The 23761-nt window shown below is 46.8% G+C and carries 29 protein-coding genes and 1 tRNA gene; 5 read left to right on the top strand and 25 right to left on the bottom strand.

Going from position 1 to position 23761, the window contains the following annotated elements; all coding sequences use genetic code 11:
• Window positions 1-222 precede the first annotated feature (222 nt).
• Entirely contained in the window at window positions 223-1149 is a 927-nt protein-coding gene (locus B3M51_RS08620) for an AraC family transcriptional regulator (protein WP_292758359.1), read from the bottom strand.
• A gap of 267 nt (window positions 1150-1416) precedes the next feature.
• Here B3M51_RS08620 and B3M51_RS08615 point away from each other — a divergent pair, with 267 nt between their 5' ends.
• From B3M51_RS08615 to B3M51_RS08600, 4 genes are all read left to right on the top strand, one after another.
• Window positions 1417-2937 (top strand): aldehyde dehydrogenase family protein, encoded by a 1521-nt coding sequence (locus tag B3M51_RS08615; protein WP_292483561.1) that lies wholly within the window; start codon window positions 1417-1419, stop codon window positions 2935-2937.
• A 130-nt stretch (window positions 2938-3067) separates the two neighbouring features.
• Complete coding sequence (gene acs / locus B3M51_RS08610) at window positions 3068-5029, top strand: acetate--CoA ligase (RefSeq protein WP_292758357.1); 1962 nt, start codon at window positions 3068-3070, stop codon at window positions 5027-5029.
• Window positions 5029-5433, top strand: coding sequence for an RNA-binding S4 domain-containing protein (locus tag B3M51_RS08605; RefSeq protein ID WP_292758355.1), 405 nt, complete (start codon window positions 5029-5031; stop codon window positions 5431-5433). The genes acs and B3M51_RS08605 overlap by 1 nt, the downstream gene beginning before the upstream one ends.
• Entirely contained in the window at window positions 5433-5843 is a 411-nt protein-coding gene (locus B3M51_RS08600; RefSeq protein ID WP_292758353.1) for a MazG nucleotide pyrophosphohydrolase domain-containing protein, read from the top strand. Before B3M51_RS08605 ends, B3M51_RS08600 begins: the two co-directional genes overlap by 1 nt.
• A gap of 23 nt (window positions 5844-5866) precedes the next feature.
• Here B3M51_RS08600 and B3M51_RS08595 read toward each other — a convergent pair whose 3' ends face one another.
• The 5 genes from B3M51_RS08595 to B3M51_RS08575 all read right to left on the bottom strand — a co-directional run bounded on the left by B3M51_RS08595 (window position 5867) and on the right by B3M51_RS08575 (window position 9119).
• Window positions 5867-6316, bottom strand: coding sequence for a GNAT family N-acetyltransferase (locus B3M51_RS08595; RefSeq protein ID WP_292483569.1), 450 nt, complete (start codon window positions 6314-6316; stop codon window positions 5867-5869).
• 3 nt (window positions 6317-6319) lie between these two features.
• A complete protein-coding gene (locus B3M51_RS08590; protein ID WP_292758351.1) occupies window positions 6320-7150 on the bottom strand; it encodes a formate dehydrogenase accessory sulfurtransferase FdhD in 831 nt (276 codons plus the stop codon).
• Window positions 7143-8150 (bottom strand): GTP 3',8-cyclase MoaA, encoded by a 1008-nt coding sequence (moaA, locus tag B3M51_RS08585; protein WP_292758349.1) that lies wholly within the window; start codon window positions 8148-8150, stop codon window positions 7143-7145. The genes B3M51_RS08590 and moaA overlap by 8 nt, the downstream gene beginning before the upstream one ends.
• Before the next feature lie 15 nt (window positions 8151-8165).
• Window positions 8166-8378 (bottom strand): YgaP-like transmembrane domain, encoded by a 213-nt coding sequence (locus B3M51_RS08580; RefSeq protein ID WP_292758347.1) that lies wholly within the window; start codon window positions 8376-8378, stop codon window positions 8166-8168.
• 69 nt (window positions 8379-8447) lie between these two features.
• On the bottom strand, window positions 8448-9119 hold the full coding sequence (locus tag B3M51_RS08575; RefSeq protein WP_292483576.1) for a Bax inhibitor-1/YccA family protein: 672 nt from the start codon (window positions 9117-9119) through the stop codon (window positions 8448-8450).
• Window positions 9120-9273: 154 nt separating this feature from the next.
• Here B3M51_RS08575 and B3M51_RS08570 point away from each other — a divergent pair.
• Window positions 9274-9364: transfer RNA gene (locus B3M51_RS08570), tRNA-Ser, on the top strand.
• A 107-nt stretch (window positions 9365-9471) separates the two neighbouring features.
• Here the strand turns inward: B3M51_RS08570 and B3M51_RS08565 are convergent.
• The 19 genes from B3M51_RS08565 to B3M51_RS08475 all read right to left on the bottom strand — a co-directional run bounded on the left by B3M51_RS08565 (window position 9472) and on the right by B3M51_RS08475 (window position 23755).
• Window positions 9472-9921 carry a hypothetical protein gene (locus B3M51_RS08565; RefSeq protein WP_292758345.1) on the bottom strand — a complete coding sequence of 150 codons (450 nt, stop codon included), beginning with the start codon at window positions 9919-9921 and terminating at the stop codon, window positions 9472-9474.
• A 74-nt stretch (window positions 9922-9995) separates the two neighbouring features.
• Window positions 9996-10439: a D-Ala-D-Ala carboxypeptidase family metallohydrolase gene (locus B3M51_RS08560; protein ID WP_292758343.1), complete on the bottom strand. Its 444-nt coding sequence runs from the start codon at window positions 10437-10439 to the stop codon at window positions 9996-9998.
• Window positions 10436-11017, bottom strand: coding sequence for a hypothetical protein (locus B3M51_RS08555; RefSeq protein WP_292758341.1), 582 nt, complete (start codon window positions 11015-11017; stop codon window positions 10436-10438). The genes B3M51_RS08560 and B3M51_RS08555 overlap by 4 nt, the downstream gene beginning before the upstream one ends.
• A complete protein-coding gene (locus B3M51_RS08550) occupies window positions 10941-11312 on the bottom strand; it encodes a hypothetical protein (RefSeq protein WP_292758339.1) in 372 nt (123 codons plus the stop codon). Before B3M51_RS08550 ends, B3M51_RS08555 begins: the two co-directional genes overlap by 77 nt.
• A gap of 5 nt (window positions 11313-11317) precedes the next feature.
• Complete coding sequence (locus tag B3M51_RS08545) at window positions 11318-11761, bottom strand: DUF1353 domain-containing protein (protein WP_292758337.1); 444 nt, start codon at window positions 11759-11761, stop codon at window positions 11318-11320.
• Window positions 11758-12165: a hypothetical protein gene (locus tag B3M51_RS08540; protein ID WP_292758335.1), complete on the bottom strand. Its 408-nt coding sequence runs from the start codon at window positions 12163-12165 to the stop codon at window positions 11758-11760. Before B3M51_RS08540 ends, B3M51_RS08545 begins: the two co-directional genes overlap by 4 nt.
• 61 nt (window positions 12166-12226) lie before the next feature.
• Entirely contained in the window at window positions 12227-12580 is a 354-nt protein-coding gene (locus B3M51_RS08535) for a hypothetical protein (RefSeq protein ID WP_292758333.1), read from the bottom strand.
• A complete protein-coding gene (locus B3M51_RS08530; protein WP_292758332.1) occupies window positions 12577-13623 on the bottom strand; it encodes a hypothetical protein in 1047 nt (348 codons plus the stop codon). Before B3M51_RS08530 ends, B3M51_RS08535 begins: the two co-directional genes overlap by 4 nt.
• Window positions 13623-17147 (bottom strand): host specificity protein J, encoded by a 3525-nt coding sequence (locus tag B3M51_RS08525; protein ID WP_292758330.1) that lies wholly within the window; start codon window positions 17145-17147, stop codon window positions 13623-13625. The genes B3M51_RS08530 and B3M51_RS08525 overlap by 1 nt, the downstream gene beginning before the upstream one ends.
• Window positions 17144-17728, bottom strand: coding sequence for a tail assembly protein (locus B3M51_RS08520; RefSeq protein WP_292758328.1), 585 nt, complete (start codon window positions 17726-17728; stop codon window positions 17144-17146). Before B3M51_RS08520 ends, B3M51_RS08525 begins: the two co-directional genes overlap by 4 nt.
• Entirely contained in the window at window positions 17725-18426 is a 702-nt protein-coding gene (locus B3M51_RS08515; RefSeq protein ID WP_292758326.1) for a C40 family peptidase, read from the bottom strand. The genes B3M51_RS08520 and B3M51_RS08515 overlap by 4 nt, the downstream gene beginning before the upstream one ends.
• Window positions 18423-19112: a phage minor tail protein L gene (locus B3M51_RS08510; RefSeq protein ID WP_292758324.1), complete on the bottom strand. Its 690-nt coding sequence runs from the start codon at window positions 19110-19112 to the stop codon at window positions 18423-18425. Before B3M51_RS08510 ends, B3M51_RS08515 begins: the two co-directional genes overlap by 4 nt.
• Window positions 19109-19441: a phage tail protein gene (locus B3M51_RS08505; protein WP_292758322.1), complete on the bottom strand. Its 333-nt coding sequence runs from the start codon at window positions 19439-19441 to the stop codon at window positions 19109-19111. The genes B3M51_RS08510 and B3M51_RS08505 overlap by 4 nt, the downstream gene beginning before the upstream one ends.
• Complete coding sequence (locus B3M51_RS08500) at window positions 19438-21582, bottom strand: hypothetical protein (RefSeq protein ID WP_292758320.1); 2145 nt, start codon at window positions 21580-21582, stop codon at window positions 19438-19440. The genes B3M51_RS08505 and B3M51_RS08500 overlap by 4 nt, the downstream gene beginning before the upstream one ends.
• Window positions 21548-21931, bottom strand: a complete 384-nt coding sequence (locus B3M51_RS08495; RefSeq protein ID WP_292758318.1) for a DUF1799 domain-containing protein — start codon at window positions 21929-21931, stop codon at window positions 21548-21550. Before B3M51_RS08495 ends, B3M51_RS08500 begins: the two co-directional genes overlap by 35 nt.
• The gene (locus B3M51_RS08490) at window positions 21901-22242 is read right to left on the bottom strand and encodes a hypothetical protein (protein WP_292758316.1); all 342 of its coding nucleotides are present in this window, start codon (window positions 22240-22242) and stop codon (window positions 21901-21903) included. The genes B3M51_RS08495 and B3M51_RS08490 overlap by 31 nt, the downstream gene beginning before the upstream one ends.
• Before the next feature lie 9 nt (window positions 22243-22251).
• Window positions 22252-23220, bottom strand: a complete 969-nt coding sequence (locus B3M51_RS08485) for a phage tail tube protein (RefSeq protein ID WP_292758314.1) — start codon at window positions 23218-23220, stop codon at window positions 22252-22254.
• Window positions 23207-23371, bottom strand: coding sequence for a hypothetical protein (locus B3M51_RS08480; RefSeq protein ID WP_292758313.1), 165 nt, complete (start codon window positions 23369-23371; stop codon window positions 23207-23209). The genes B3M51_RS08485 and B3M51_RS08480 overlap by 14 nt, the downstream gene beginning before the upstream one ends.
• A 57-nt stretch (window positions 23372-23428) precedes the next feature.
• Window positions 23429-23755, bottom strand: a complete 327-nt coding sequence (locus B3M51_RS08475) for a hypothetical protein (protein WP_292758311.1) — start codon at window positions 23753-23755, stop codon at window positions 23429-23431.
• Window positions 23756-23761: the final 6 nt, after the last annotated feature.

Below are 23761 nucleotides of genomic sequence, written 5' to 3'. Positions count from 1 at the left end.
TCTGCGTTGCTCGTTACTTATTTAGAATAACTACAAAAACGTCAGGACATCAATGTTCCAGACATTGCTTTTGCATACACTCCATCCATGGAGATAAACGTTTTTGAGCGCAAGCCCCAATGGGGTGAGATACATGGATGTATCTCACAAAAGGCGCTTCTCGTGCCTTGATTGACGCTTTTTCAGCTCACAATAGAGGCAAAGATGAAAGATCAACAAGCCCTAATCAGTTGGGTCTGGCAGATTTTCTTTTCGAAAAGCACTCGGTGAACAACCAAAAAAATGACTGAAGCGTCGACTGAAGTGACTCAGATCATTAAAACCGTAGTTATAACAAGCCTCAGTGATAGTCTGACCACCTCGTATCGCATCAGCGGCTGATTTCAGTCGTACCTGCTGATGAAACTCACCCGGAGTACATCCCAGTTGTTTCTTGAACTCTACATATAAACGGCTTCGACTCATGCAGGCCTGACGGCAGAGTTGATCAATATCAAGTGGCTGAGTGAGGTTTTGTTCAATGGTATGTAATACAGCCGTGATACCGCTGGTATCAGGAGCTTGTTTACAATAACTCAGTAATACTTCACGTCCCTGCTCGCGAAGTAATCTGATCACCAGCTCTGAAACGCCAAGATCAACCATCATTTCTTTATCCGGATCATTTCGAATATAAAAAGACACCATTTTTTCCAGTAAATGCTGCGTATCCTGGGTGTGATGTTTATGGATGATACGTGGTTGATATTCCCAGTGATATTCCGGCACATCCGTTTTGACTAAATCACGCATCCGGCTGGAAATCGCTTCAATGCGTTCTCGGGAAATCTCGATAGTCAGACAGGTGGTCGGTTGCTGCTCATTGGCATCAGGAAAATCAATCTCTACATGTTCACCTGGCGGCATAACGTAGGATTCGTGGGGAACAAACAATTCACCTGAAGCATTGTAATGATCATGCATTACTTTACGGCCACTCACCATCCCGCAATACAATAAGTGATCAGCATTAAGTGCTACGCCTGTTGAGCTCCGATAAGTATCGTAAATGCTTAGCTCGGTCTCCGGTCCGTTAAACGTCACTTTATTTTCTACAAGCAACTGACGGTTTTCGTGCCGACCACTTGTTGGGAATGTATTCAGGCTCATAACTTAACCTTAGTGAATAATGTTGGATTGTGTGGCCGATGTTTAGAATTAGTCAAGTGATTGGAAATTATAGCGATGAAATTGATGCCGCACTCATTTGGGAAATTTTCATAGATAAAAATAGCAAGCTTATTGAACATTGTGGTAACTTTTTTGTCACTTGTGGACTGACAGTCAAGTAATTGGGAATATGAGTCAAGTAGTTTATCCACTACAGGTCTTATGCTGAACATTTGCAAATATCAAAACAACAAGAGAGAGAGAATTATGATTTACGCAAAACCAGGTACACCAGAGTCGGTGATTTCATTTAAATCACGCTATGAAAATTTTATTGGCGGCGAATGGGTAGCCCCTGTTAAAGGCGAATACTTTAATAACATTACTCCCGTCACCGGCGAAGTTATTTGTGAAATACCTCGCTCGGGTGAAGCAGATATCGAACTGGCTCTGGATGCGGCGCATAAAGTTCGTGAATCCTGGGGAAAAACTTCAGTGCAAGAGCGCAGTAATATCCTGCTGAAAATTGCTGATCGTATTGAAGCAAACCTTGAAAAACTGGCTGTGGCCGAAACCTGGGATAATGGTAAAGCTGTTCGTGAAACGCTGAATGCCGATATTCCTTTAGCTGCTGACCACTTCCGCTATTTTGCTGGTTGTCTGCGTGCTCAGGAAGGCACCATGGGTGAAATTGACGAAAACACTGTCGCCTATCATTTCCATGAACCTCTCGGTGTTGTCGGTCAAATCATTCCATGGAACTTCCCACTGTTAATGGCAGCATGGAAACTGGCTCCAGCACTGGCAGCCGGTAACTGCGTAGTGATGAAACCAGCAGAACAAACACCGGTTTCTATCCTGATTCTTGCCGAATTGATCGCCGATTTACTGCCAGCCGGAACATTAAATATTGTTAATGGTTTTGGTCGTGAAGCAGGTCAGGCACTTGGCACCAGCAAACGTATTGCCAAAATTGCGTTTACCGGATCAACACCGGTCGGCTCATTAATCATGAAATATGCCGCTGAAAACATTATTCCTTCAACAGTAGAACTGGGTGGTAAATCACCAAACGTATTCTTTGAAGACATCATGCAGCAAGAGCAGGATTATATTAATAAATGTGCTGAAGGTCTGGTGCTGGCGTTCTTCAACCAGGGTGAAGTCTGTACCTGCCCTTCCCGTGCAGTTATTCAGGAAAGTATTTACGACGAATTCATTGCTGTGGTCATGGAACGCGCCAAAATGATTAAGCGTGGTAATCCACTGGATACTGAAACACAGGTTGGTGCGCAGGCATCACAGGAACAGTTCGACAAAATCCTCAGTTATGTTGAAATTGGCAAACAGGAAGGTGCTCAATTATTAATGGGGGGTGGTATCGCCCAGCTTGGTGATGAATTCAATAAAGGTTTCTATATCGAACCAACGTTGATGAAAGGCACTAACAAGATGCGTATTTTCCAGGAAGAAATTTTTGGCCCTGTGGTCTCAGTGACCACTTTTAAAGATGAAGCCGAAGCACTGGAAATTGCCAACGACACCGAATTTGGTCTGGGTGCCGGTTTATGGACCCGTGATATGAACCTGGCTTATCGTATGGGACGTGCCATTCAAGCCGGTCGTGTATGGACCAATTGCTACCATCATTATCCAGCACATGCTGCGTTTGGTGGTTACAAGAAATCCGGTGTGGGTCGCGAAACTCATAAAATTGCTCTGGAACACTACCAACAAACCAAAAACCTGTTGGTCAGTTACAGCACCAGCCCTCTCGGTTTCTTCTAAAGCTCACCGTTAATCAAACTAACTCTCCCCTAAGCAGTGCTTTCGGGAGAGTTTTTTATTGGATGAACACTACATTTAACGTTGACAGCGTACTATACTCAAAAAGAGAGAATAATAAGGTAAGGTATTTATGGCTCAGAATAATATTGAATCAACTCTTCATGAAAACCGGCACTTTCCACCATGCGAAAGTTTCTGTAAAGATTCTGCTTTAACCTCTAAAAAGCTTGAAGCACTCTATACCAAAGCAGCTGAGGATCATGAGTCTTTCTGGGGTGATTTGGCGAAACAGGAACTCGACTGGATCAAACCCTTCACTAAAACGCTGGATGACAGCAACGCTCCTTTCTATAAATGGTTTGCCGATGGTCAATTGAACGTTTCCTACAATTGTCTTGATAGACAGTTAAAAGATAACGCTGAAAAAACTGCCATCATCTTTGAAGGCGAACCCGGTGATGTGCAACATGTTACCTATCGGATGCTGCATCAGAAAGTCTGTGTATTTGCCAATGCTCTGAAAAAACAAGGTATAAAAAAAGGCGATCGGGTCATTATCTATATGCCGATGATTACCGAAGCGGTTGTGGCCATGCAGGCGTGTGCCCGAATCGGCGCCATTCATTCAGTGGTTTTTGGTGGTTTCTCGGCTGAAGCTTTAAAAGATCGTGTAGAAGATACCCAGGCTAAACTGGTGATTACCGCTGATGGCGGTCATCGCGGAGGCAAAATCATTCCGCTGAAAAACACAGCAGATCAGGCATTAAGCAAAGGCTGCGACAGTGTTGAAACAGTTATCGTTTTTCAACGTTGCAAGAATGATATCTCGATGCAGGATGGTCGTGATATCTGGTGGCATGATGCTGAACAGGATCAATCAGCAGAATGTGAACCCGAGCCGATGAATGCCACGGATCCATTATTTTTACTTTATACCTCAGGCTCAACCGGTAAACCAAAAGGTATTCAACACTCTTCGGCAGGTTACCTGCTGAATGCCATTACTACCATGCGCTGGGTGTTTGATATTCAGGAAAAGGACGTCTTCTGGTGTACTGCAGATGTTGGCTGGATCACCGGTCATACCTATGTTGCTTATGGACCGCTGGCAGTTGGCGCCACCATGATTATTTATGAAGGTGTACCTACTGTTCCAGATGCAGGACGTTTCTGGGATGTTTGTGCCCGTCATCATGTCACTATTTTCTACACTGCACCAACGGCAATTCGTGCCTTGATGAAAGCTGGTGATGAAATTCCACAACGCTATGATCTCTCCCATCTTCGTTTATTGGGGACAGTTGGTGAGCCAATCAATCCGGAAGCCTGGATGTGGTATCACCGTGTTATTGGTCAGGAGCGTTGCCCAATTGTGGATACGTGGTGGCAAACCGAAACCGGCGCTCATATGATTGCCCCAGTTCCTGCCGTTACTGTAACCAAACCCGGTTCATGTACCCGAGCCCTGCCCGGCATTGATGCAGCAGTAGTCAATGAACAAGGGGAAGCTCTCGGTCCAAATCAAGGTGGTTTCCTGGTAATACGTAAGCCATGGCCCGCCATGATTCAGACTATCTGGGGCGATGACCAACGTTATAAAGACACCTATTGGCCCTATTTCGATGGTAAATATTATCTGGCCGGCGACAGTGCCCGTCTTGATGAGGAAGGTTACTTCTGGATCATGGGTCGAATTGATGATGTATTAAATGTTTCGGGTCACCGTCTTGGCACCATGGAAATTGAATCGGCATTAGTGGCTCACGAAGCCGTTGCTGAGGCTGCCGTAGTTGGTAAGCCGCACGACGTTAAGGGTGAATCCGTGTTTGCGTATGTGGTGTTAAAAGGTGAACGCCCTGAAGGTGGCGAAGACGAAGATATGACCAATGAATTACGCGCCTGGGTAGCCGAACAAATCGGACCTATCGCCAAGCCGGATGAAATTCGTTATTCAGACAATCTGCCAAAAACCCGCAGCGGTAAAATTATGCGTCGTTTACTCCGTACGATTGCCAAGGGCGAAGAAATCACCCAGGACACCTCAACGTTGGAAAATGAAGGTATTTTATTGCAGTTACAAGGTAAGGCTTGATGGCGAAAGCCGAAACCGAAAGTCAGGAAAATCAACGGCTGGATAAATGGCTTTGGGCTGCGCGGTTTTACAAAACCCGCAGCCTGGCCGTTGAAGCCATTAATGGTGGTAAGGTTCATGCAAATGGTCAGCGGGCCAAACCCAGCAGAACAATCCATCCTGGTGATCAATTAACCATTTCACAACCGCCTTATGAATATGTCATTGATGTTTTAGGCCTGCAAAAACAACGTCGACCGGCCAGCGAAGCCCAGTTGCTCTATCAGGAAACAGCTGAAAGCCGTGATAAACGTGAACTGCTACGTGAACAAATCAAAAATGAGCCGTTAGGTTTCCGTGATCAAAAAGGCCGCCCCAGTAAACGGGATCGTCGCCACATTATTAAATTCACCCGGGGCGATTAATGTCAAAACCTTCCCTGCTTAATGCTGCAGATAAACAGCTTCCATCCCTCCGCTATGCTGTCGAATTGCAAAAAACCGCTGCCAGTATTGGCTTCGACTGGCCGCATATTGATGGTGTGATTGCCAAGATACATGAAGAACTCGATGAGGTCGCTGCAGAACTGGATGATGCCGATCCAAAAAAACTACAGGAAGAAATTGGCGATTTATTATTTGCTATTACCAATCTTGCCAGACACTTGGATGTCGATCCTGAACAAGCCATAGAGCAATGTAATCAGAAATTTCTCCGCCGCTTTCAATTTATTGAAACGCAGATAATCCAACAGGGTAAATCCTTGCAAACGGCTTCATTAGATGAGCTTGACGGCTTGTGGGACAAGGCAAAACTAACCGAGAAAAAAGATTAACATTGACCAATAACCTATTGACATTAAACGTCTAAAGACATCCTAAACGCTAACATGGAAGACTCAGTAAAACCGTGCTGTTGATAAAATCCATGTGCTGCTTCATTATCATTATCAGTCAGTAACGTAATGCGTTTGCAGCCCTTTTGTTTGGCAAAATCAATGGCATATTTCAACAATGCTGAGCCGACACCAAGACCGCGGTTTTGCGGAGCCACCACCATGTCCTCCAAAATTGCCACGCGACTGCCCAGCGCTGTTGAAATGGTATAGAGCAAATTCACCATGCCGATAATCTGCCCGGCATCTTTTGCCACCAGAATATCGCCAATTCCATCACCTTCAATAATCGCCCCTAATCCAAGAGCCTGTAATTCAATATCCGGTTTAAATTCAGCTTCCTGACTGAACAGGCTATCGAGTAACAAACACAATTCAGGGATATCAGAACTGACGGCGGTTAGTAGCTGCATCGTTTATCCGGCAGAAGTTAATGACTGTGCGGTTTGAAACTGATTCTGACCGGTATACACCAGAAAATGTTTACCTTTGGCACGAGCGACCATTCCAATCCCAATATCCTGTGCAATGCTGAGTCCCATTTCTGTCACACCACTACGTGATAATAATAAAGGTACCTGCATCTGTGCGACTTTAATCACCATCTCCGATGTCAGACGCCCCGTGGTATAGAACACTTTATCGTTACCTTTGACATCGTTGAGCCACATCCAGCCGGAAATGGCATCAACAGCATTATGCCGACCTACGTCCTCAACAAAGCTTAATACATCATTTCCCTGGCAAAGCGCACAGCCATGCACTGCCCCGGCCTGTTTATACATTTCGTTATATTCATTTAACGCATGTAACACGTCATAAATAGATTGGGCACTGAACTGTGGACATTGCAGTTTCATTTCAGACAATGAATCCATTACATGACCAAACATGGTGCCCTGCCCACAACCACTGGTGGCAATTCGTCTGGACATTAGTGAATCAAGGTTATTTTTCTGCTGATGGGTCGTCACCGCAACAGCATCAACATCCCAATCAACCTGAATGGATTTGATATGACTGAGTTCATCGACCAAACCCTGATTGCGTAAATAGCCAAGCGTCAGCAACTCTGGCTGACCACCAAGCGTCATCAAAGTAACAATCTCGCGATTATCCAGATAAATCGTCAGCGGCCGTTCGCCGGTTAATGACACTTCACGGTCTTCGCCAAATTCATCTAATACAGTGGTGGTATGCAGGCGATTAATGCCTTGATTGGTCATTTCTGGCTGGTATCTAGCCACCGGTGACACTCATATGACGGAAGATAATCGGTTGTTCTTTGATATTAAAGTCATGGCCTTTTGGCTTGATATCCATCGACTTGATAATCGCCTGTTTGAGCTGGTCGATATCACCAGGATGGCGACGGATAATGTCACGCAGATCCATTGAGTGTTCCTGCCCCAGACATAACAGCAATCGCCCTTCGGTGGTCACCCGAACCCGATTACAGCTTTCACAGAAATTATGACTGTGCGGTGAAATAAAGCCAATTTTGCTTTTGCTGCCAGCTACCTGGTAATAACGCGATGGCCCACCGGTATTGGCAATACTGCTCTGCAAATCAAAATGCTTTTGTAATGTGGCAAGCACTTCATCACTACTGCAGTAGCTTTCATTACGACTATGCGTGACCTGACCTAAAGGCATCTCTTCGATATAAGAAATATCGAGATCATTATCAATGGCAAATTGCGCCAAATCGACAATCTCATCATCGTTACGGCCCTTCATAATGACCGCGTTCAATTTGATGCGCTTAAAACCGGCTTGTTTAGCAGCATCAATCCCGTCCAGTACCTGAGTTAATTCACCCGTACGGGTTAATTCACGGAAACGATCGGCATTTAATGAGTCAAGACTGATGTTAATGCGATCCATACCGGCTGCAGCGAGCTTTTCAGCGTATTTAGGTAACTGAGAGCCGTTGGTGGTTAGGTTCAGTTCTTTAAGCGATGTGGTGTGCTTCAGCGCGCCAATCTGTTCAATTAACCAATCGACGTTGCGACGCACTAACGGTTCGCCACCAGTGATACGGACTTTTTCCACGCCGAGTTCACAAAAAGCTCTAACCAGAAAGGCAATTTCTTCCAGCGTGAGCAACTGTTCGCGTGGCATGAATGTCATTTCTTCATCCATGCAATACACACAACGGAAATCACAACGATCAGTGATCGATATCCGTACATACGACACGCGCCGTCCGAAGTTATCGATTAATTGTGTTTGGTTATCCGCCATAGTGTCTATTATGCGCTAGCTACGCTCTTTATGAGAAATATCACAGGATTTATTTGCAGTGGAAAAGCCAAAAAAGGCATAGCCACCACAGCGACCGCTTAGTCCATTAATCAGTAGTCCCAATCCCAGCAAGGCCCACCAACTTTGGTAATACAATGCAATCGCTATTATAAACAGACCGATTATGATGCGTAACGTTCTATCAATATTACCGAGATTCTTTTTCATTGCATTGCTCCAGATATAAACAAGCCCCTTTAAAGGGGCTTGAATGAATCAATGTTTTTGATTGCTGAATCAATCGTTGCCAGAGAAAGCACCGATTAAATGCAACAGGCTGGTAAACAGATTGTAGATACTGACATACAAGGTCACCGTCGCCATGATGTAGTTTGTTTCACCGCCGTGAATGATGTTGCTGGTTTCATACAGAATCAGACCAGACATCAACAGCACGAACATTGCTGAAACGGCCAGTGACAGACCAGGCATGTTAAAGAAGAACGCTGCCAGACCGGCCAGGAAAGCCACCAGGATACCGACAAACAGGAAGCCACCCATAAAGCTGAAGTCTTTTTCAGATTTAATCGCGTATGCAGACAAAGCTAAAAAGACAATGCCGGTTGCGCCCAGAGCCTGCATAACAATTTGCGGGCCGTTAGGTAATCCCAGGTAAGCATTAACGATTGGTCCCAGTGTCAGGCCCATAAAACCTGTCAGCGCAAATACAGAGGCAATACCCCAAACGCTGTTGCGCAATTTAGCTGTCAGGAACAACAGACCGAAGTAGCCGATCAACGTAATAATAATGCCTGGATGCGGCAGGTTAAAGACCATTGACACCCCAGCCGTAAGCGCACTGAAGCCAAGCGTCATCGCCAGCAATACATAGGTGTTACGCAATAACTTGTTGGTTTGCAGCGCAGACTCGCGCGAACGCACAACTGTTGATTGAGTATCGTAGTTCATCAGTTTATTTCTCCATTACTCAGTAAAGTATTGATGATAGGTTGTTCATCCAATGGACATCATCCTACCGGATAAGTTCTAAATGGCAATAGCAATATAAATTTCGCTTTCACTGTTGTCAGAACAAGTCATTCCTAGTAATATGCCGCGTCTTGGAGGGATGGCAGAGCGGTTGAATGCACCGGTCTTGAAAACCGGCGTGGGTTTATAGCCTACCCAGGGTTCGAATCCCTGTCCCTCCGCCATTTACATCATCTAAGCCCCTGTAATATGGGGCTTTTTTGTTTCTGGCGTTTATGATTTGCTTGTTTTTGTACCGTTTTTTGTACCACTTTAATGCGGATTTATTCTTTTATTTGCTGTTTTTGGGGTTGATGTAATTGCTGAACCCGATCTGAATTGGCCATTCTGTATGCTCAATCGGATCTAATATCTCAGGCTGTCTGATCAAGATATACGCCCGCTCACTCTTCCAGACAGTTGCGGTGGCACCTTTAATCCCTAATTGATTTTTATCGGTGCAATTGATCCAGCATTCATTGCCGCTGGAATTTGTCAGCATATAAGATTGACACAGTATTTTGATGGGTTTGGGTTCAAATGCTTTCCACTTTCCTTGGATCACATGATCACGGTGAAGGGTTCCGCCTGGCGGAAAAAGTGGAATTAAGCCGCTGGGGTTTCCCCAGGGCATAAGCATGATGTTGCCGCTGCGCATGATGACCGGAACGCAAGGATTTGAATCGGTCAGTTTGACCGTGATCAGATGATCATTGATGGTGAATCGTATTGCCTGGCACATTTTCTCACTCGCTTACCAAGTGAGAAAATATAGAGAATATTATTATTTAATGCAATCTTGAGTGACCAGCCTGGCTAACCAGTTACATCATCAACAGTGAATGCGCCTGACCAGGTACCGTACAGAAAGACATTTTTAGCCATACCGATATCTGCACGCCGATCGATGTGGCAAAAACCATCATGAAGACCGACAGACCAGCCCATTTTTCTGGCCAGCTTTGCAAAGCGTAGCTGTGTTTCACTGTTCCAATCGCGCCACGCAATATCTGCAGCCATGCATCCAGCTGTTTTTCGTGCAGGATTCACGGTTAAGTGCATGCTGCGAGGATGCCCGCCTACATTTTTATTGTGTGCCGGTGTTCTGCATACGCTGGTTGGTGTGAGCGGCCCGCCCCATTCCATGCGCAAAGCCGGAAGTGCTACAGCAAAGTGAATGTCCAGCAGTATTTCACCCGACCCTTTGCAAGCCAACTCATGCGCAGGGAAAAACGGGAGCGGGCTTGTCCATGATCTCATGGGCTGCCACCGCTTTTTTCACACTTAACCACTTCACTGATGATCCTGTAAATCTCATCGATGCGCGGCATCAATTCGTCCTTATCCTCACGAATACGCTGAGCTGTGCCAAAGGCTGAATCACCTGTTGTAATCAGGTTAACCAATCTGTCTGGCGGGCTTCTTAATGCAGGGCCGGAAAACGATGTAGGATTGACCAGGCACTTATCAGCTGGCACATCAGGTTCAGCAGGTGGCTCAGGATCAACGGGATCCGGATCTGGCACAGTTGGCTCCTCCGGTTCTGTTGGTGGCATGACCGGCGGTTCACTAGTGTCTGCCGTTATACGAAAGTAAAGCGGTTCAACGACGGGCTTTTCATTAAAAATAATGACTGCTTCCTGGACGATTGCAATTGATTCGCATCCATGCAGTTCACCAGCAACACAATGCTTGCTGTCCAACACCGTGACCAGTTCGGCCTCATGCCAGGTGATTTTGTCATCTGAATAATAGGCAATATCAGCGGCTGGCCAAGTGGCCGCAAATAGTGCAGGGCTTAACAAACTGGCCAACATTAATATGATCAGATTTTTCATGGTAGGGATCCTGTGTGTATGGCGTTTCGGTGTGCTGATAAACGGGTGAATCTGCTCCACTTCTCAGCTTATTCAGTCTGTTGCGGTGGTCGTATTTCCACTGCTCATAGGGCTGCTTAAGCTGGTCTGTCGGCTCATAGATATTCACGTCAATCGGTGCGGAATTGGTTTGCTTTAGATAAAGCCCTTCAAAATAATCATCCAGGTTTCGGCAATAGCAAGGCACGAGGATGGTTTTCAGGCGCTCAATACCGTCCTGATCAACCGGGATCTTTACAACGATATGCTGTTTCATTCGGCTTACACCTCGATGTAATGCGTATTACCGATGGCGTGAGCTGTTTTGTTGAAGTAACGCCAACCGCCAAGACGAACAGCCATGTATGCCAGTTTGGCTTTGGTGAAACGCATGCCCGCCTGCCGGATGAGCTCATAAAAAATCTGATCAGCCTCTTTACGGGTAATCCACTTGCCACCAATGCGCTGATCTGTGTACAGATAGTCATGGACTAAAGCAGCAATGAGAATGTGCTTGTCATCTCGTGACAAATACCACCATGCCGGGCGCGGTATGCTGGCCTTGTCATATTCAAAACCAATAGGAATGGTGATTTTTCGGCCATCGTTCAGCCACATTTCAAAGGTGGATGTAGTGACCCACTGATCGAGATAACGCCGTTGGATTTCATCCCATATCCGCTGCGGTGAGCGGTACTGTTTTGGGTTGTAGATATGCTCGCTCATAACGCAAGGCGAGCAGCTTGATCAATCCACTCGAGTAACGTCAAAATCCTGACCACTCGATCATCGGCTGATGCTTCATATTGAATATCACCTGCAGCGGTTTCGATTTGGTAGAACAGCATATTCACCAGCAGGCGATCTGCAGGGTCCAACTTATCTAGCGCCACTCGATCAACTGCATCAGATAAGAGAGCATCAATACTGACATTGATGTTTGTCTCCAGAATCTCTCGCACCTTTTGCGTATGCTCCAGCACGCCAGCCGGTGTGATATTGCTGGATGAATCAATCGCTTTTAGCGTGGCATATTGAACCGGTATCTTTGAGCTAAAGCCGCCACCCTCCAAGCTCGCACATCCAGATAAAAAACTCATGGCCACCAACAACAAAATGGACTTAAACATAAAACCTCCAGGCATAAAAAAACCCCTTTCGGGGCATCTGAAAATCAAAATTTTAAAGGTGCTAATTAACGGAATTAAATAAATCCTTAACCTGCTGAGTCGTCCATTCCATCTGTACCCGCATTGCATTGACTAAGGGGTCATCGATATCGATATCCTGCGCCAGCAACCATTCATCCCAAACGTCCTGATCCTGCACCATCACCGCCCGCAGACTTGCCCAAACGCCAAGCTCATCAAGCTTGCGTTTAAGCTTTAACTTAGAAGCAGTAGAGTGATCGATATGCTCACGCGGGTGATTGAGATACGCTACCCAATCAGGATTATTTTCATCGGCTATTTCGGGCGCTCGATCGATCTGTGGGTTTGCGCCGCTGCCGATAATCACGTCATTCAACCTATGAACAAAAATCATGATCTATCCTCTATCCAGTAGCTCACAAAACCAATGTAAGAGACATTAGGATCAGTCCCGCTTCTGACAACACCAACCTGCCTATCACCGTTAACGCGAATTAGTTTTTGCATTGACCCTTGCGCACCATTGCTACCCGTACTAAAGTCCCCAAAACCGTTTACTACTGGAATTATTGATTCTTCAAGTAAGCTATTCATATATATATTTGTAGGAGCGCCGGATGCAATCTTGTGAATTATTCCAGCATTTACATTGGGTGGGCAACTTAGAACACTACTAATTGGGTATGCCGTTCTTGATGTTGGAACAGTTGAAACACTCCAATCAAGCTGCACAGTGTGAGGATAGACAATCAAGGATTGTCCAGAACCACTAACTATAACCCTCTGCAAATTATTGCTGGCGTCTGTTATGCGAACAGCAATACGCTTAACAATGGTCCAGCCGCTTGGCGGGTTTTCTCCATTTGTGGTTTCAGCGTAGACATCTATGCTGCTTCCGTTCTTAATCAAAAACACATACACCACGCCTGACGATGGCAATGCGCCCACCATCCCGCCATTGCCATCACCAGATGCAAAACTGGCATCGAGGCGTTTGGTTAGACCTGACGACAATTTCACGCTGCCGAATTGGCCCGAGCTGATGTCGATATCATGCTCTAGATCTGTCGCGTTGTTGGTCACGACCAACCCGCTGATCTGTGCGGGCGCATTTGAATCGACAAGCCCGGGTATGCTCGTCGTCAGTGCATCTAAAGCTGCCTGAGTGGCGGTGCTAACAGGTTTGTTAGCATCTGAAGTGTTGCTCACATTGGTCAGGCTTTGACTTAGGCCAATGACATTAACCCATGATGTATTAGCAGCATTCCGACGCTTGAGAATATTAGAGGTTGTATCGGACCACCACTGATGCGCAAAGGTAGTACCGGGCTCTGTTGGCCCCGAATTGTTAGTGACAATGGCTGCTAATATGCTGTTTATATCCCCCAGAAAGGAAGCACCTGTCTGATCTTCTACTTCATAATCTGACTGAGACATTAATATCCCCTTGCAAAATAATCGAACACGCGACTTATCGCTGTGCCGCTGGCGTTTTTAAAGGTCACATCAAAGCCCTCTGTGGTTTTATTGGATAACTCATAATAATCACCGGTCGCCATATCCTGTGCAGTAATACCAACTGATGGTGTCTGAATAAACTCATCGCTATACGTCACGTTATATGCGGCAGCCCCACTTGTCAGATCCCGATCGCTCTCGATGCGGTCGGGCATATCGACTGTGACACTCAAAGACGCAATTGCAATATTGTGTGTGGCGTAATCACTGAATAATTCTGCTTTAAACTCAAAGGCTCTGGCGGTGTAATCGCCCACCACAAAGGACTCCCAATCACTGAATGTGATGCCATCTTGTGAGGTGCGCACATACAGATCAACTCCCACATCAGAAACCGTGGCACCCGTAACACTTTGCCATCCAGAAATCAGTCCGCGTGAGCCGATAAGATCAGCCGTATCAAACCCGATACTGTCAATGGAAACCGTAAGGCGAGAGGTTTGAACACTCAACAGATCAACACTGTTATTAAACAAATAAACACCGATTTCACTGGTGTCATCCAGTATCAAGTTACCGCCGCCATCCAGTACTAGATTAGTTTTACTACCTGAAAATGATGGATTTTCAATAGCCGTATCCACCAGATTGGTTTTAATAATACTGGGCGCTGTGGTCACAATGGCCACCGCATCGGACGACTGATTACCAGATGAATCCACAAATTTCGCCAGGTAGGTACCATTGATTAATGGCAACACGGCTGATGTGGACTTGCCGGCAATCACGCCGCCAATATCCACCGCATTACTCCACTCTGGCGCCACCGTTTCTTTAGTGTGTCGAATGCGAATATTGCCCCCCACAATCACATCCAGATCAGTGGCCGCATTCCATGCAAAGTGTGCATTACCTGCAATGGCCGTCATCCTAAAACCGGTCACATTAACAGGCGGCGCCGTTAGGCCATAGATGGTTTTGCTCAGACTGACAATTTGCGAGCGTGCACCCAACAGGTTTTTCGCCGCAAGCTTAATCTGATACTCCGTGGTATCTACCGGGCCAATTTCAATGGACGTATTTTGCGTATTAACCGTGATCCAGTTGCCATCGGTTTCCCGGTGCTGGATTTCATACGATGCCGCATTGCCCTCCCAGCTCAACTCGATACGAGTGGCCACTACCGAACTATTCACCAGATACAGCGCTTCATTCGCCTGCACATTCTGTGGCGCATCTGGTATGGCCGTGAGACCCGTTGTTACACGTGGTTCCAAAGCGAGATTATTATCAATCGCATCATACTTATCATCGCGATATTCCAGTGCAGTGATCTCTGCATTAACGTCATCCACCTCAGCAATAGACATGACCCGCCAAGTCTCTGGGATCAAATCGGAAACCCCCACCACCCACATGGCCAGATTTAACGGTACATCGCTAAAGTCTGCTGAAACGGACATCAAAGAGCTGGTGCCGGCAGCGTTTATAATTGATCGGCTTTCGACGGTTCCATCAGGTAAAACCACCCACAAGGTATAAGATTTGCCAGACTCAATGACAATATCGCTATCCAGCGTGACTGTATTAAGTGTCGCAGAAATTATCCGCCCACCAAGTCGCTGGCCAGCGCGAACAGGATCGGAAGTTTGGATCACTTCACCTGGCGCAACAGCTAATCCAGATAGTCCCGCTTTGAAGCTGACCGTTTCCGTTTCCATACGTTCTGCAAATAACAAAGCACGTCCGAAGCGATGCGCTTGCCCGCGAGACGTGCAGCCCATCGCAACCACTTCTGTTTGAACCACGCCATAACGAGAGATCCCTTCATCATCTGAAACATATTCAATTGATTGACGATATAGATCAGATGGATCATTCCATGTCACCAGCGCCACGGTATGGCGAGTGCTCGCCCCGCTGCTGGCATAATTAAAAGCCCCATCAATTATATTGGCTGGTGTAAATAAAGCGACCGGCTGTTTGGGTGAATCCTGAACAGCGGTAATCGCCCCATCCATCCAGAACATAAGTGCACGAAAACTGGAGGCCAATGCCTGCAGTAGATTTGTCGCATCACTTCGCTCTTGAAGATACACATTGCAAACAAAACGTGGCTCAACACCGCCAAGTCCATCATCTACCATTTCATCGCAATATTGAGCGATGGCATACAGGCCCCACTTATCAACCTGATCAGCTGGGATCTTATTGCCAAGCCCGTAACGGTCATTAGTGATCAGATCGTAAAATACCCATGCCGGATTATTAGTCCACGCCGGCGTAAACGTGCCGTTCCAAACGCCGTCATATTCACGCGTAACAGGATCGTAATTACTCGGCACCTGAACGATAATGCCGCGAATGTGATACGCCCGCGTCGGGATGCTTTGAAACTTCTCCGCATCGATGCTGAGTGCCATCAAAGCCGAATTAGGGTAGCGAAACTTGCTATCAACCAAGGTAGTGTAACTATCCCAAAAGGTTTTATTCTGTAATGCTGAGCTGCTGCTGTCTGCTGTCAGTCGACGAACCCGAATATCCCACGGCCCCGAGCCGGGTAAATCCACCCGATAAGATCGCTGGTACCGGCTCGATGTTTTACCACTGATAATGTCGAAACCACGCCATCCAACCCCAGTGCCGGACAAATCAAAACTACCAGAGCCTGACACCTTGACTACACGAAACTCATAAGCATCCTCTACAGGCGCAGTAAACGGTGCTACTGCGGACTTAGTTGGCGCTATTAATTGATAAGAACCGCCAAACCATGCCCCCTGCAAGCTTTTAACCCATTCATTTTTGACTGATCCGGCAACATTTCCTGTCGCCAAAGATAGCCATTCCGTGTCACCTACTGCGCGATAATCCACTCGCCATACTGCTGACTGATACGTTTTGGTGGTAACACCAAACCAATTCACCCTTAACGAGGCACTGATAATCTCTGTTTCCAGACTGCTTACCACGCTACCGGAGTCACTCAAAGTGAATGAGTATTTGCCGATCTTAACCGGAACAAAACCGCCGCCATCATCCTGCACATCAATAGCCAACTGAATCGAAGTGCCTTTGATATCACCATTAGTAGTATCCTGCCGGGTCAGTTGTGGCACTGATATGGTTACGCGAACCGCATCAATGTCGGCATCGGTGATAGAGCGCACAACTGAGGCATCATTTTTTACCTCTACAGAAACAGCTGTTTCTGCCTCTACAGCGGGGAAGCCCTCAATATGCTCCTGACTCTGCGTACCGGTGCGTGAATCAAACACCACGCCATCAAAATTAAAGGAGCCGTCAGGATTTTGAACCGGTGTATCATCCAGATAAACCGAGCTGAGACCATCTACCAGCCCCTCGATCTCTCCTTCACTGACCATATCAATGACGCGGGCAAACTGCTTAGACCGAAGACTGTCAGGCGCCTCTACGGCAACGCGACCGCCACCGCCACCCGACTTGCCACCGCCACCGCTACCACGAATCAGATCTGTCATAACTGCTCAACACTCAGTCCGGCTGAAATCACTTGGCTTCCTACTACCGTTTCGCCATAACACAAAGGCACTATGCCGCCCTGCCGCGTGGTATTGATGGCACCATTAAAGATAAAAGAAGGCTTGTTTTCTGGACGCTCTGCTGTGTCTGGGCCCTTTGGCGGCTTGAAAAGCATCTGACTTACACCGCCAAGCACCAGAGAAAAACCAATACTACCGGCGATTGAGGCCACCGAAAATGATTGCCCCGCAATAGTGAATGCACCAAACCCAGGTACCGCCAAACTTAACCCGATCAATGCAGCACCCACCAGAATTTTGCCGAAACCATCACCACTACCACTGACGACCGGCACAATACGAATACTTTCACGGTCAGAAATCGGGTGCACTACCTGATTGAGCTCCAGTGAAGACTTACCGCCCACAATCACGCGATATTCACCCCGGGATAGCGCCTGCCGGAAACCCTTCACAGTGGCGCACAACGCCCTAACCGCCTCGGCTGGGCTCTGTATCTCAAAACGATAGACACGCCCAAACTGACTCCCGAGAGAGCCATATAACATAACTGTTTTCATACCAGATGATGCCTTAAGATGTGTGTTGTGCTTTTTTGATAAAGCCCGCCATAAATATCACGGCTGGATAAACGATTAACCTGGTGATGACCGATAATATTGCCACCCAAATACACCGCGCCATGATTTGGCACCGGGCTGGCCACCCGCAATAACAGCACGTCATGCTCCTGAACCGTATCCACCACATGAAAACCTGCCGAGGCGAAACCCTCTCGATATAAATCCTGCCCGGCAATCCACCAGTTATAGTCTCGTTTAAAATCGGGAATATCGATCTGCAAAACCTGCTTGTAATAATCACGAATGAAGCTGTAGCAATCAAGCACACCATGATGAAACTGACGACCATATAAATCTGCCTGATAACCTGATGGCTCAAACTGGTGGGTTTGGCCCGTTGGCCAGTTCATAATCAACCAGGGCAAACCGGACCGCTCACAACCAATCAAATCCGACTGGCTGGGCAAGGGTGAAATATTAGGGTGAGAATGCACCACCATCGCCACCGCACCAGCATCCTCTGCAGCAGCGTAATCCTCTGGATGAATGGCAAAATCCCCTTGCCGAGCGACATTCCTGCAGGGAAAATAATGCGGGCGCCCCTTACGAATGATCACCAAGCCACAGCACTCACGTGGATAGCACTCAGCGGCATGCGCCTCAATTGCTTTAATGACTTTATCGGGTAGCTTCACAATTTACCCACCCCCGGAAAGGAGCCAAACGGCAATGCCACGTTGTCACCAAAGCGCAAAGCACAAGAGCCAATTCGCTTACCACATTTATCCTGCGCCAAGACAGCGGTAGGATTGTCATTTTGATCAGCAACTGGATCCCCAGCATAACCACACTCAGTCGATCGGTACTGCCAAATACAGACATTTTGTACCACCGGCCGTCGCGGCAGAGTCTGGCCAGAGAGATCATAAGCTGACGCCAGCTCAAACTCGATAAAAATGCCATTTTCAGAAGTCTTACGCTCTACAAACCAGACTTCATCGGTAAACTTCACGCTAGGATCTGCAGTCGGGTTGCCTTCTGCAAAATTCACTGCATCAAGATATTTCACAAACGTGCGGCGACGAATGACTTTGGCTCCCGCTAGGTCGTCCAACTCTCTGGCCAGCGCACCAATCAAACCGGTGACATTGGCCACACGCAAGATAGGTCTGGGTGATTTTCCATTGCCATCTTTTTCAAAACCTTCCGCCTCAATAGGAAACTGGGTGTATTCATCGCCATCCCAGACTATGGGATCACCCAATTCATTAACAAAATTTGACCAGCGAAAAACGGTACCGCCAATCTCTGTGGCGTCCAACTCAAACACATCGACAATGGCGCCGGGATCCAGACTTTGAATATCCGTTGCAATACTCATTCGCCAAACACCTCAGTAAAAGTGGCGGTGATGGTTTCTTTGTTATAACCATCCAAACCCTCGCTCCACTCTTCACAGAGCCACTTACCCGCCGCGCCAGTTGGCGGCGTCCAGTCAAAGGATGTCACGCCGCCCATGCTGGATAGGAACGCATCCACCTCAGCAATATCCGCTGACGATTTCGTGAAGCGAAGTGACCAAACACGTTTAATTGTATTAATGCCGTCTGCACTGCGTTGCTCGTAGCCATCACCAAAGGCCGATTTACGGACCCGAGGTTTTTTAGTCTGTTGAGCACTGTATGCCGGCGTAAACGTAAAGGTACTCATGACAATAATCCACCTGGTCGTTTCTCTTGAACTAACACGTCCCGAACGGCATTACCCAGCGCCTTGCCTAACTGGTTGCCTTTTGGTTCATTGCCGCTCACAGCGCTGCCATTGGCATCTACTGCAATACTGATCTGAATGGGTTGACCGCCAGGACCGGACGAACCACCCACAACCTGCACGCCCAACTGACCACCCACTCTGGCGAGCGGCAATACAGCCTCTGGCTGCCCGCGTTCAGCAATGGTAGTAAGGCTGGGCCGGTTAAACATATTGCCGTCAGCACTGAATGAAATACCATTTTGAGCAACATTTGCAGCGCTACCCGTTGCGGCACCACCAAAACCTGAAAACAGACTACCTGCACCTGCGCTTAGCAAATCACCAAAGGCATTGAAGAATGGCTGAGTAGCCTGCTGCAGTGCTATTTTTGCCAGCTGTTTTAGTACATTATCGACGAACCCTGCAAAGGTGAAATCAGCGTCAACAACAGAATTGGCAAAATCACGACCCCAGCCATTAACGGCATTTCGCAACTCATCAAACTGATCTTTATTTTGTTTGGCCTTATTTTTCAGATCATCAAACTGGCCAATCAGCCGATCTACCTCTTTGCTGCCAGCCTCATCTGTGAGATAGCCGCCTTCAACCAACAGCTTCACCTCATTGATCGCCTGGGCAAGCTGCTCTTCTTCTGTTCGTAATCCCTTTACAATGTCCGTAGCGCGCAATTTATCAGCAGCATCTTGCGCTTGTGTGGCAATAGCCTGCTGTTGTATTTGCTGCTGTTGTTCTAAAGCTGAGGTATTCAGAAGAATTGAATCAGCCAGCGCCTTGCCGGCATCCCCTGCCATCTTTACTTCATCGGACAAATCGCCCACAGAAAGACGATATTTGATGATATCCGTTTCTGATTTTCCAAAAGTCTCGGCCTGTTGAATCAACGCCAGATTCATGGACTCAAGACTTTCTCTGGCTTTTGTGGTGGCTTTCTGCTGCTGCTCTCTTGCCTTGGTAGAAGCTTCCACAGCAGCTGTATCCACAGTACCAACCACAGAGGGAAGCTTAATCGTTTTGTTTTCTTCAGACCCGATACTGTAAAGACGTTCTAACTCAGCCTCCAGATCCTTGATCTGTTGCCTGCGCTCATCAAATTCAGCCTTGATTGATTCATCGCTTCTGAACGGATTGATTCGCAATAAACGTGGGCGTGAGCTCTCCTCAAGTAAATCGTCCTGAATCTGTTGCTGATCAGTGATTTGCCTTTTAATCTCATTAGTAGCGGCGTCGCGACCACTCAAAGCAAAGGATAGCGATTCAAACAAACTGCCACCGGATAAACGTTTATCCAGAAACAAAGAAGTGAGCTCTTCCAGTTTAGGCAATAATGAGGTGGTGAGCTCTACAGCAACACCTTTCATCAGCTGCTGCATTCGATAAATATTATCGTTGAATATTTCAGCCTGTTTGGCGGTTTCGGTACCGATCTCCAGGCCCAGCTTTCTGGCCTCTTCCTGAAGCTCACGAATACCTGCCGAGCCCATATTAAGCATCGGAATTAATTCTGCACCTGACTTACCAAAAAGCTTCATGGCCAGGGCTGTTTTCTGGGTGCCATCCTCCATCTGAGCAAAACGATCAGCCACATCGATCAACACATCATCAGCCGATCGAAGCTGCCCGGTAGCTGTTTTAGTCTCTATACCCAGATCTTGAAAGTTTTCTACCGACTCCTTTAAACCACGATCGGCATCGAGCAGGTTTGAACTGACCCGTAAAAGCGCCTTCGACACTACGTTTAAACTGGTACCGTTCAGATTGGCCACATAATCGAGCGTAGAGAGGGACTCAACCGATACATTGACCTTTTGTGACAGTTTGGCGTAATTATCAGCCAGATCGATTGTCTGTTTAACTTGGTATGCCAGTCCTGCTGCGGCGGCTGTTGCGGCAGCAGCACCCAATAAAGCCACATTTTTTGCCACTGCACCAAGTTTACCGCTCATACCGGTTAACTCACCTGATGCTTGTTTTGCAGAGCGCTGGATCTCTCCTAGTTCTTTTTGAGAAAGCCTGGAGGCATTCACTAACCCCCTGCTATCTCCTTCAAACTTGATTAATACCTGACGATTCTTGGCCATTTTGATGCACTCGGATAGATTTTAATTCCCTTTCCATTACTCTGAACTTGGCAAACACCTCTTCAGTGACTTTAATACCTAACCAATCAGCTGCCACCTTCACTTCAGAATAGGCAATCTGTGGAACACCAAAGTTATCAACCACAAACTGGGTATAGCAGGCAAAGAAGAGATCGTAAGCGTCTACGTTGTCAGGCAATAAAACGGGCTTCGGGCATTCTGCGCAGTGGCTTTTGCATCGCCGAATAGGCATGCAAGTGGTTTCGCAATAATTCTGTGAAACCTCATCCGCACTTTCAAACCAACGGATGAGGTCTTTTAGTTTTTTGAGATTCGCCCCATCTGGCAATCAATGAAAGACCGATTGATGCCGACCAGCATGTATGAAATCCTCATAATTCGATCAAGATTTTCAGGCGAAAAAACCAGTGTTTTACCATCCTGATCAGCTAGTCCATCCCAACCAATAATGTATTCCTTCACGGTAGCGGCATCGCTTGCCACGGCCAATTTTGAAAGTACCTGGTTTAACTCTGGAACAGGAAGATATTTAAAGCGCATCTGAAATTCAGCTTCTTCGGTACCTCCCTCACCATCATCCGTAGGCACATTGACTTTTACTGGCCAAGAAAGTGAGTCCGGCTCTGTAATTGAAAACATACTGAATCCTTAAACCGTTGCTACAGCGTTTTTCAACGTGATAACCATGCCCAGATCGCTTGCTTTGGCATAGGCAAAGAAGTTAAGAGAGATACTCAGTCCGGCAGGGCCATCGATTGGTGGGGTGGTCGGTTCGTATTTGATCTGATTCAATTCAAACTTAATGGATTCATTTCCGGCACTGCCCGCACCCGTTCCGCGAGATACCGTAATGGCCAGGCTGCTTTCGGTATCGCTAAGCGCTTTGTTCATCAGATCGGCATTGGCAAATTGCGCATTCAGCGTACCCGATATGGTAACAAAGCCTTCATCCAGTGAATTACGCTTACCCTGTCCGCCGATCACATAACCATCTGTATCCAGCTCATTATCAATGGTTAACTCAATACTGGTGGCCCGACCAAAGGCATCGCCCCCCTCTGTTAGTGAGGCATTAAAACTGCTGAAAGCCTTGTGCCCTAAATCGGTTAGCGTTTCATCCAGTGCGGCAGAAGCAGGCGCAGCATCGGCACCAATAATATTAAAGCTTGCTGTAACCGGACCACTGACCGGGAAAGAAAAATTGGCTGAAGCAATTTTGCAACCGTGGTACCGGACAACACGACCACTGCCAGTAATCTTTGAGCCATAATCATTTTCAAACATCAAACCAACTGGAAGCTGGCCAACAGTGAAAACATGTGTATAAGGGTCTGATCCAGTGGTATTTACGACGCCCATTAAATGCTTAAGCAAAACGCCTAAAGACTGGGCGCTCATGTTCTGATTCAGTGCACCACTGACATCCACATTATCAAGCATTGGCTCGCTACGTGATCGATTGCTCAGAATGGTTTCATCCTGGACCCGTGGCTGCACTTTCTGCAGCGTGAAAGCCGTTTTATGCAGCAAAAACCCATTAGCTGGATCTGGCGCCACACCATAAACTGTTTCTTCATAAACAGCCGAGGTAGTTTCGGTACCCTTAATTCGTGACATGCTTCACCTCTTCAACATATTTGAAACCCTTGACTGTCACCAATCGGGCAGCCTCTTTTTTTTCAACGCTATACTTCACGCCTGGCAGATAACTGCCACAACAGACCACGCCCGGCGTATTCAGAATTACACCTACTTTTTTATCTGCCATATTTTCTCCAGGCATAAAAAAACCCGCCGAAGCGGGTTTGTGTTTTAACTGTTTAAATTATGATATTTCTTTGAGACAAATCATGTACCACTCATTCTGAAACTCAACGATCTCTCTATTTTTATGCTCATCAGATTGATATGCCGGAGATTCATATGCATCCATCGTAATGGTCCTAAGCAACTCCTTAACATCCTCATCTTCCTGATTTTTAATCGTCGAAATCGCTTGGGCAAGAGTTACGCCGTTTTGCCGTGCCGCCATAGCCGATCCAGCAAAAACATTAATATTGTTGCACAGAGCATCTTTTTCTTCTTGAGATGCTTCTGCATGTACCAACCCATGAAAGCCCAATAAAAAAACAATTGAAATCAGCAAATTCATAACCAT

The sequence above is a fragment of the Methylophaga sp. UBA2689 genome (assembly GCA_002354555.1).
Lineage (GTDB): Bacteria > Pseudomonadota > Gammaproteobacteria > Nitrosococcales > Methylophagaceae > Methylophaga.
This window is presented reverse-complemented; position numbering and strand designations above follow the sequence as displayed.

Coding starts and splice junctions, on each gene's coding strand:
- B3M51_RS08620 (WP_292758359.1), bottom strand. CDS start 1,149: ATGAGCCTGAATACATTCCCAACAAGTGGTCGGCACGAAAACCGTCAG.
- B3M51_RS08615 (WP_292483561.1), top strand. CDS start 1,417: ATGATTTACGCAAAACCAGGTACACCAGAGTCGGTGATTTCATTTAAA.
- acs (WP_292758357.1), top strand. CDS start 3,068: ATGGCTCAGAATAATATTGAATCAACTCTTCATGAAAACCGGCACTTT.
- B3M51_RS08605 (WP_292758355.1), top strand. CDS start 5,029: ATGGCGAAAGCCGAAACCGAAAGTCAGGAAAATCAACGGCTGGATAAA.
- B3M51_RS08600 (WP_292758353.1), top strand. CDS start 5,433: ATGTCAAAACCTTCCCTGCTTAATGCTGCAGATAAACAGCTTCCATCC.
- B3M51_RS08595 (WP_292483569.1), bottom strand. CDS start 6,316: ATGCAGCTACTAACCGCCGTCAGTTCTGATATCCCTGAATTGTGTTTG.
- moaA (WP_292758349.1), bottom strand. CDS start 8,150: ATGGCGGATAACCAAACACAATTAATCGATAACTTCGGACGGCGCGTG.
- B3M51_RS08580 (WP_292758347.1), bottom strand. CDS start 8,378: ATGAAAAAGAATCTCGGTAATATTGATAGAACGTTACGCATCATAATC.
- B3M51_RS08575 (WP_292483576.1), bottom strand. CDS start 9,119: ATGAACTACGATACTCAATCAACAGTTGTGCGTTCGCGCGAGTCTGCG.
- B3M51_RS08565 (WP_292758345.1), bottom strand. CDS start 9,921: ATGTGCCAGGCAATACGATTCACCATCAATGATCATCTGATCACGGTC.
- B3M51_RS08560 (WP_292758343.1), bottom strand. CDS start 10,439: ATGAGATCATGGACAAGCCCGCTCCCGTTTTTCCCTGCGCATGAGTTG.
- B3M51_RS08555 (WP_292758341.1), bottom strand. CDS start 11,017: ATGAAAAATCTGATCATATTAATGTTGGCCAGTTTGTTAAGCCCTGCA.
- B3M51_RS08550 (WP_292758339.1), bottom strand. CDS start 11,312: ATGAAACAGCATATCGTTGTAAAGATCCCGGTTGATCAGGACGGTATT.
- B3M51_RS08545 (WP_292758337.1), bottom strand. CDS start 11,761: ATGAGCGAGCATATCTACAACCCAAAACAGTACCGCTCACCGCAGCGG.
- B3M51_RS08540 (WP_292758335.1), bottom strand. CDS start 12,165: ATGTTTAAGTCCATTTTGTTGTTGGTGGCCATGAGTTTTTTATCTGGA.
- B3M51_RS08535 (WP_292758333.1), bottom strand. CDS start 12,580: ATGATTTTTGTTCATAGGTTGAATGACGTGATTATCGGCAGCGGCGCA.
- B3M51_RS08530 (WP_292758332.1), bottom strand. CDS start 13,623: ATGTCTCAGTCAGATTATGAAGTAGAAGATCAGACAGGTGCTTCCTTT.
- B3M51_RS08525 (WP_292758330.1), bottom strand. CDS start 17,147: ATGACAGATCTGATTCGTGGTAGCGGTGGCGGTGGCAAGTCGGGTGGC.
- B3M51_RS08520 (WP_292758328.1), bottom strand. CDS start 17,728: ATGAAAACAGTTATGTTATATGGCTCTCTCGGGAGTCAGTTTGGGCGT.
- B3M51_RS08510 (WP_292758324.1), bottom strand. CDS start 19,112: ATGAGTATTGCAACGGATATTCAAAGTCTGGATCCCGGCGCCATTGTC.
- B3M51_RS08505 (WP_292758322.1), bottom strand. CDS start 19,441: ATGAGTACCTTTACGTTTACGCCGGCATACAGTGCTCAACAGACTAAA.
- B3M51_RS08500 (WP_292758320.1), bottom strand. CDS start 21,582: ATGGCCAAGAATCGTCAGGTATTAATCAAGTTTGAAGGAGATAGCAGG.
- B3M51_RS08490 (WP_292758316.1), bottom strand. CDS start 22,242: ATGTTTTCAATTACAGAGCCGGACTCACTTTCTTGGCCAGTAAAAGTC.
- B3M51_RS08485 (WP_292758314.1), bottom strand. CDS start 23,220: ATGTCACGAATTAAGGGTACCGAAACTACCTCGGCTGTTTATGAAGAA.
- B3M51_RS08480 (WP_292758313.1), bottom strand. CDS start 23,371: ATGGCAGATAAAAAAGTAGGTGTAATTCTGAATACGCCGGGCGTGGTC.
- B3M51_RS08475 (WP_292758311.1), bottom strand. CDS start 23,755: ATGAATTTGCTGATTTCAATTGTTTTTTTATTGGGCTTTCATGGGTTG.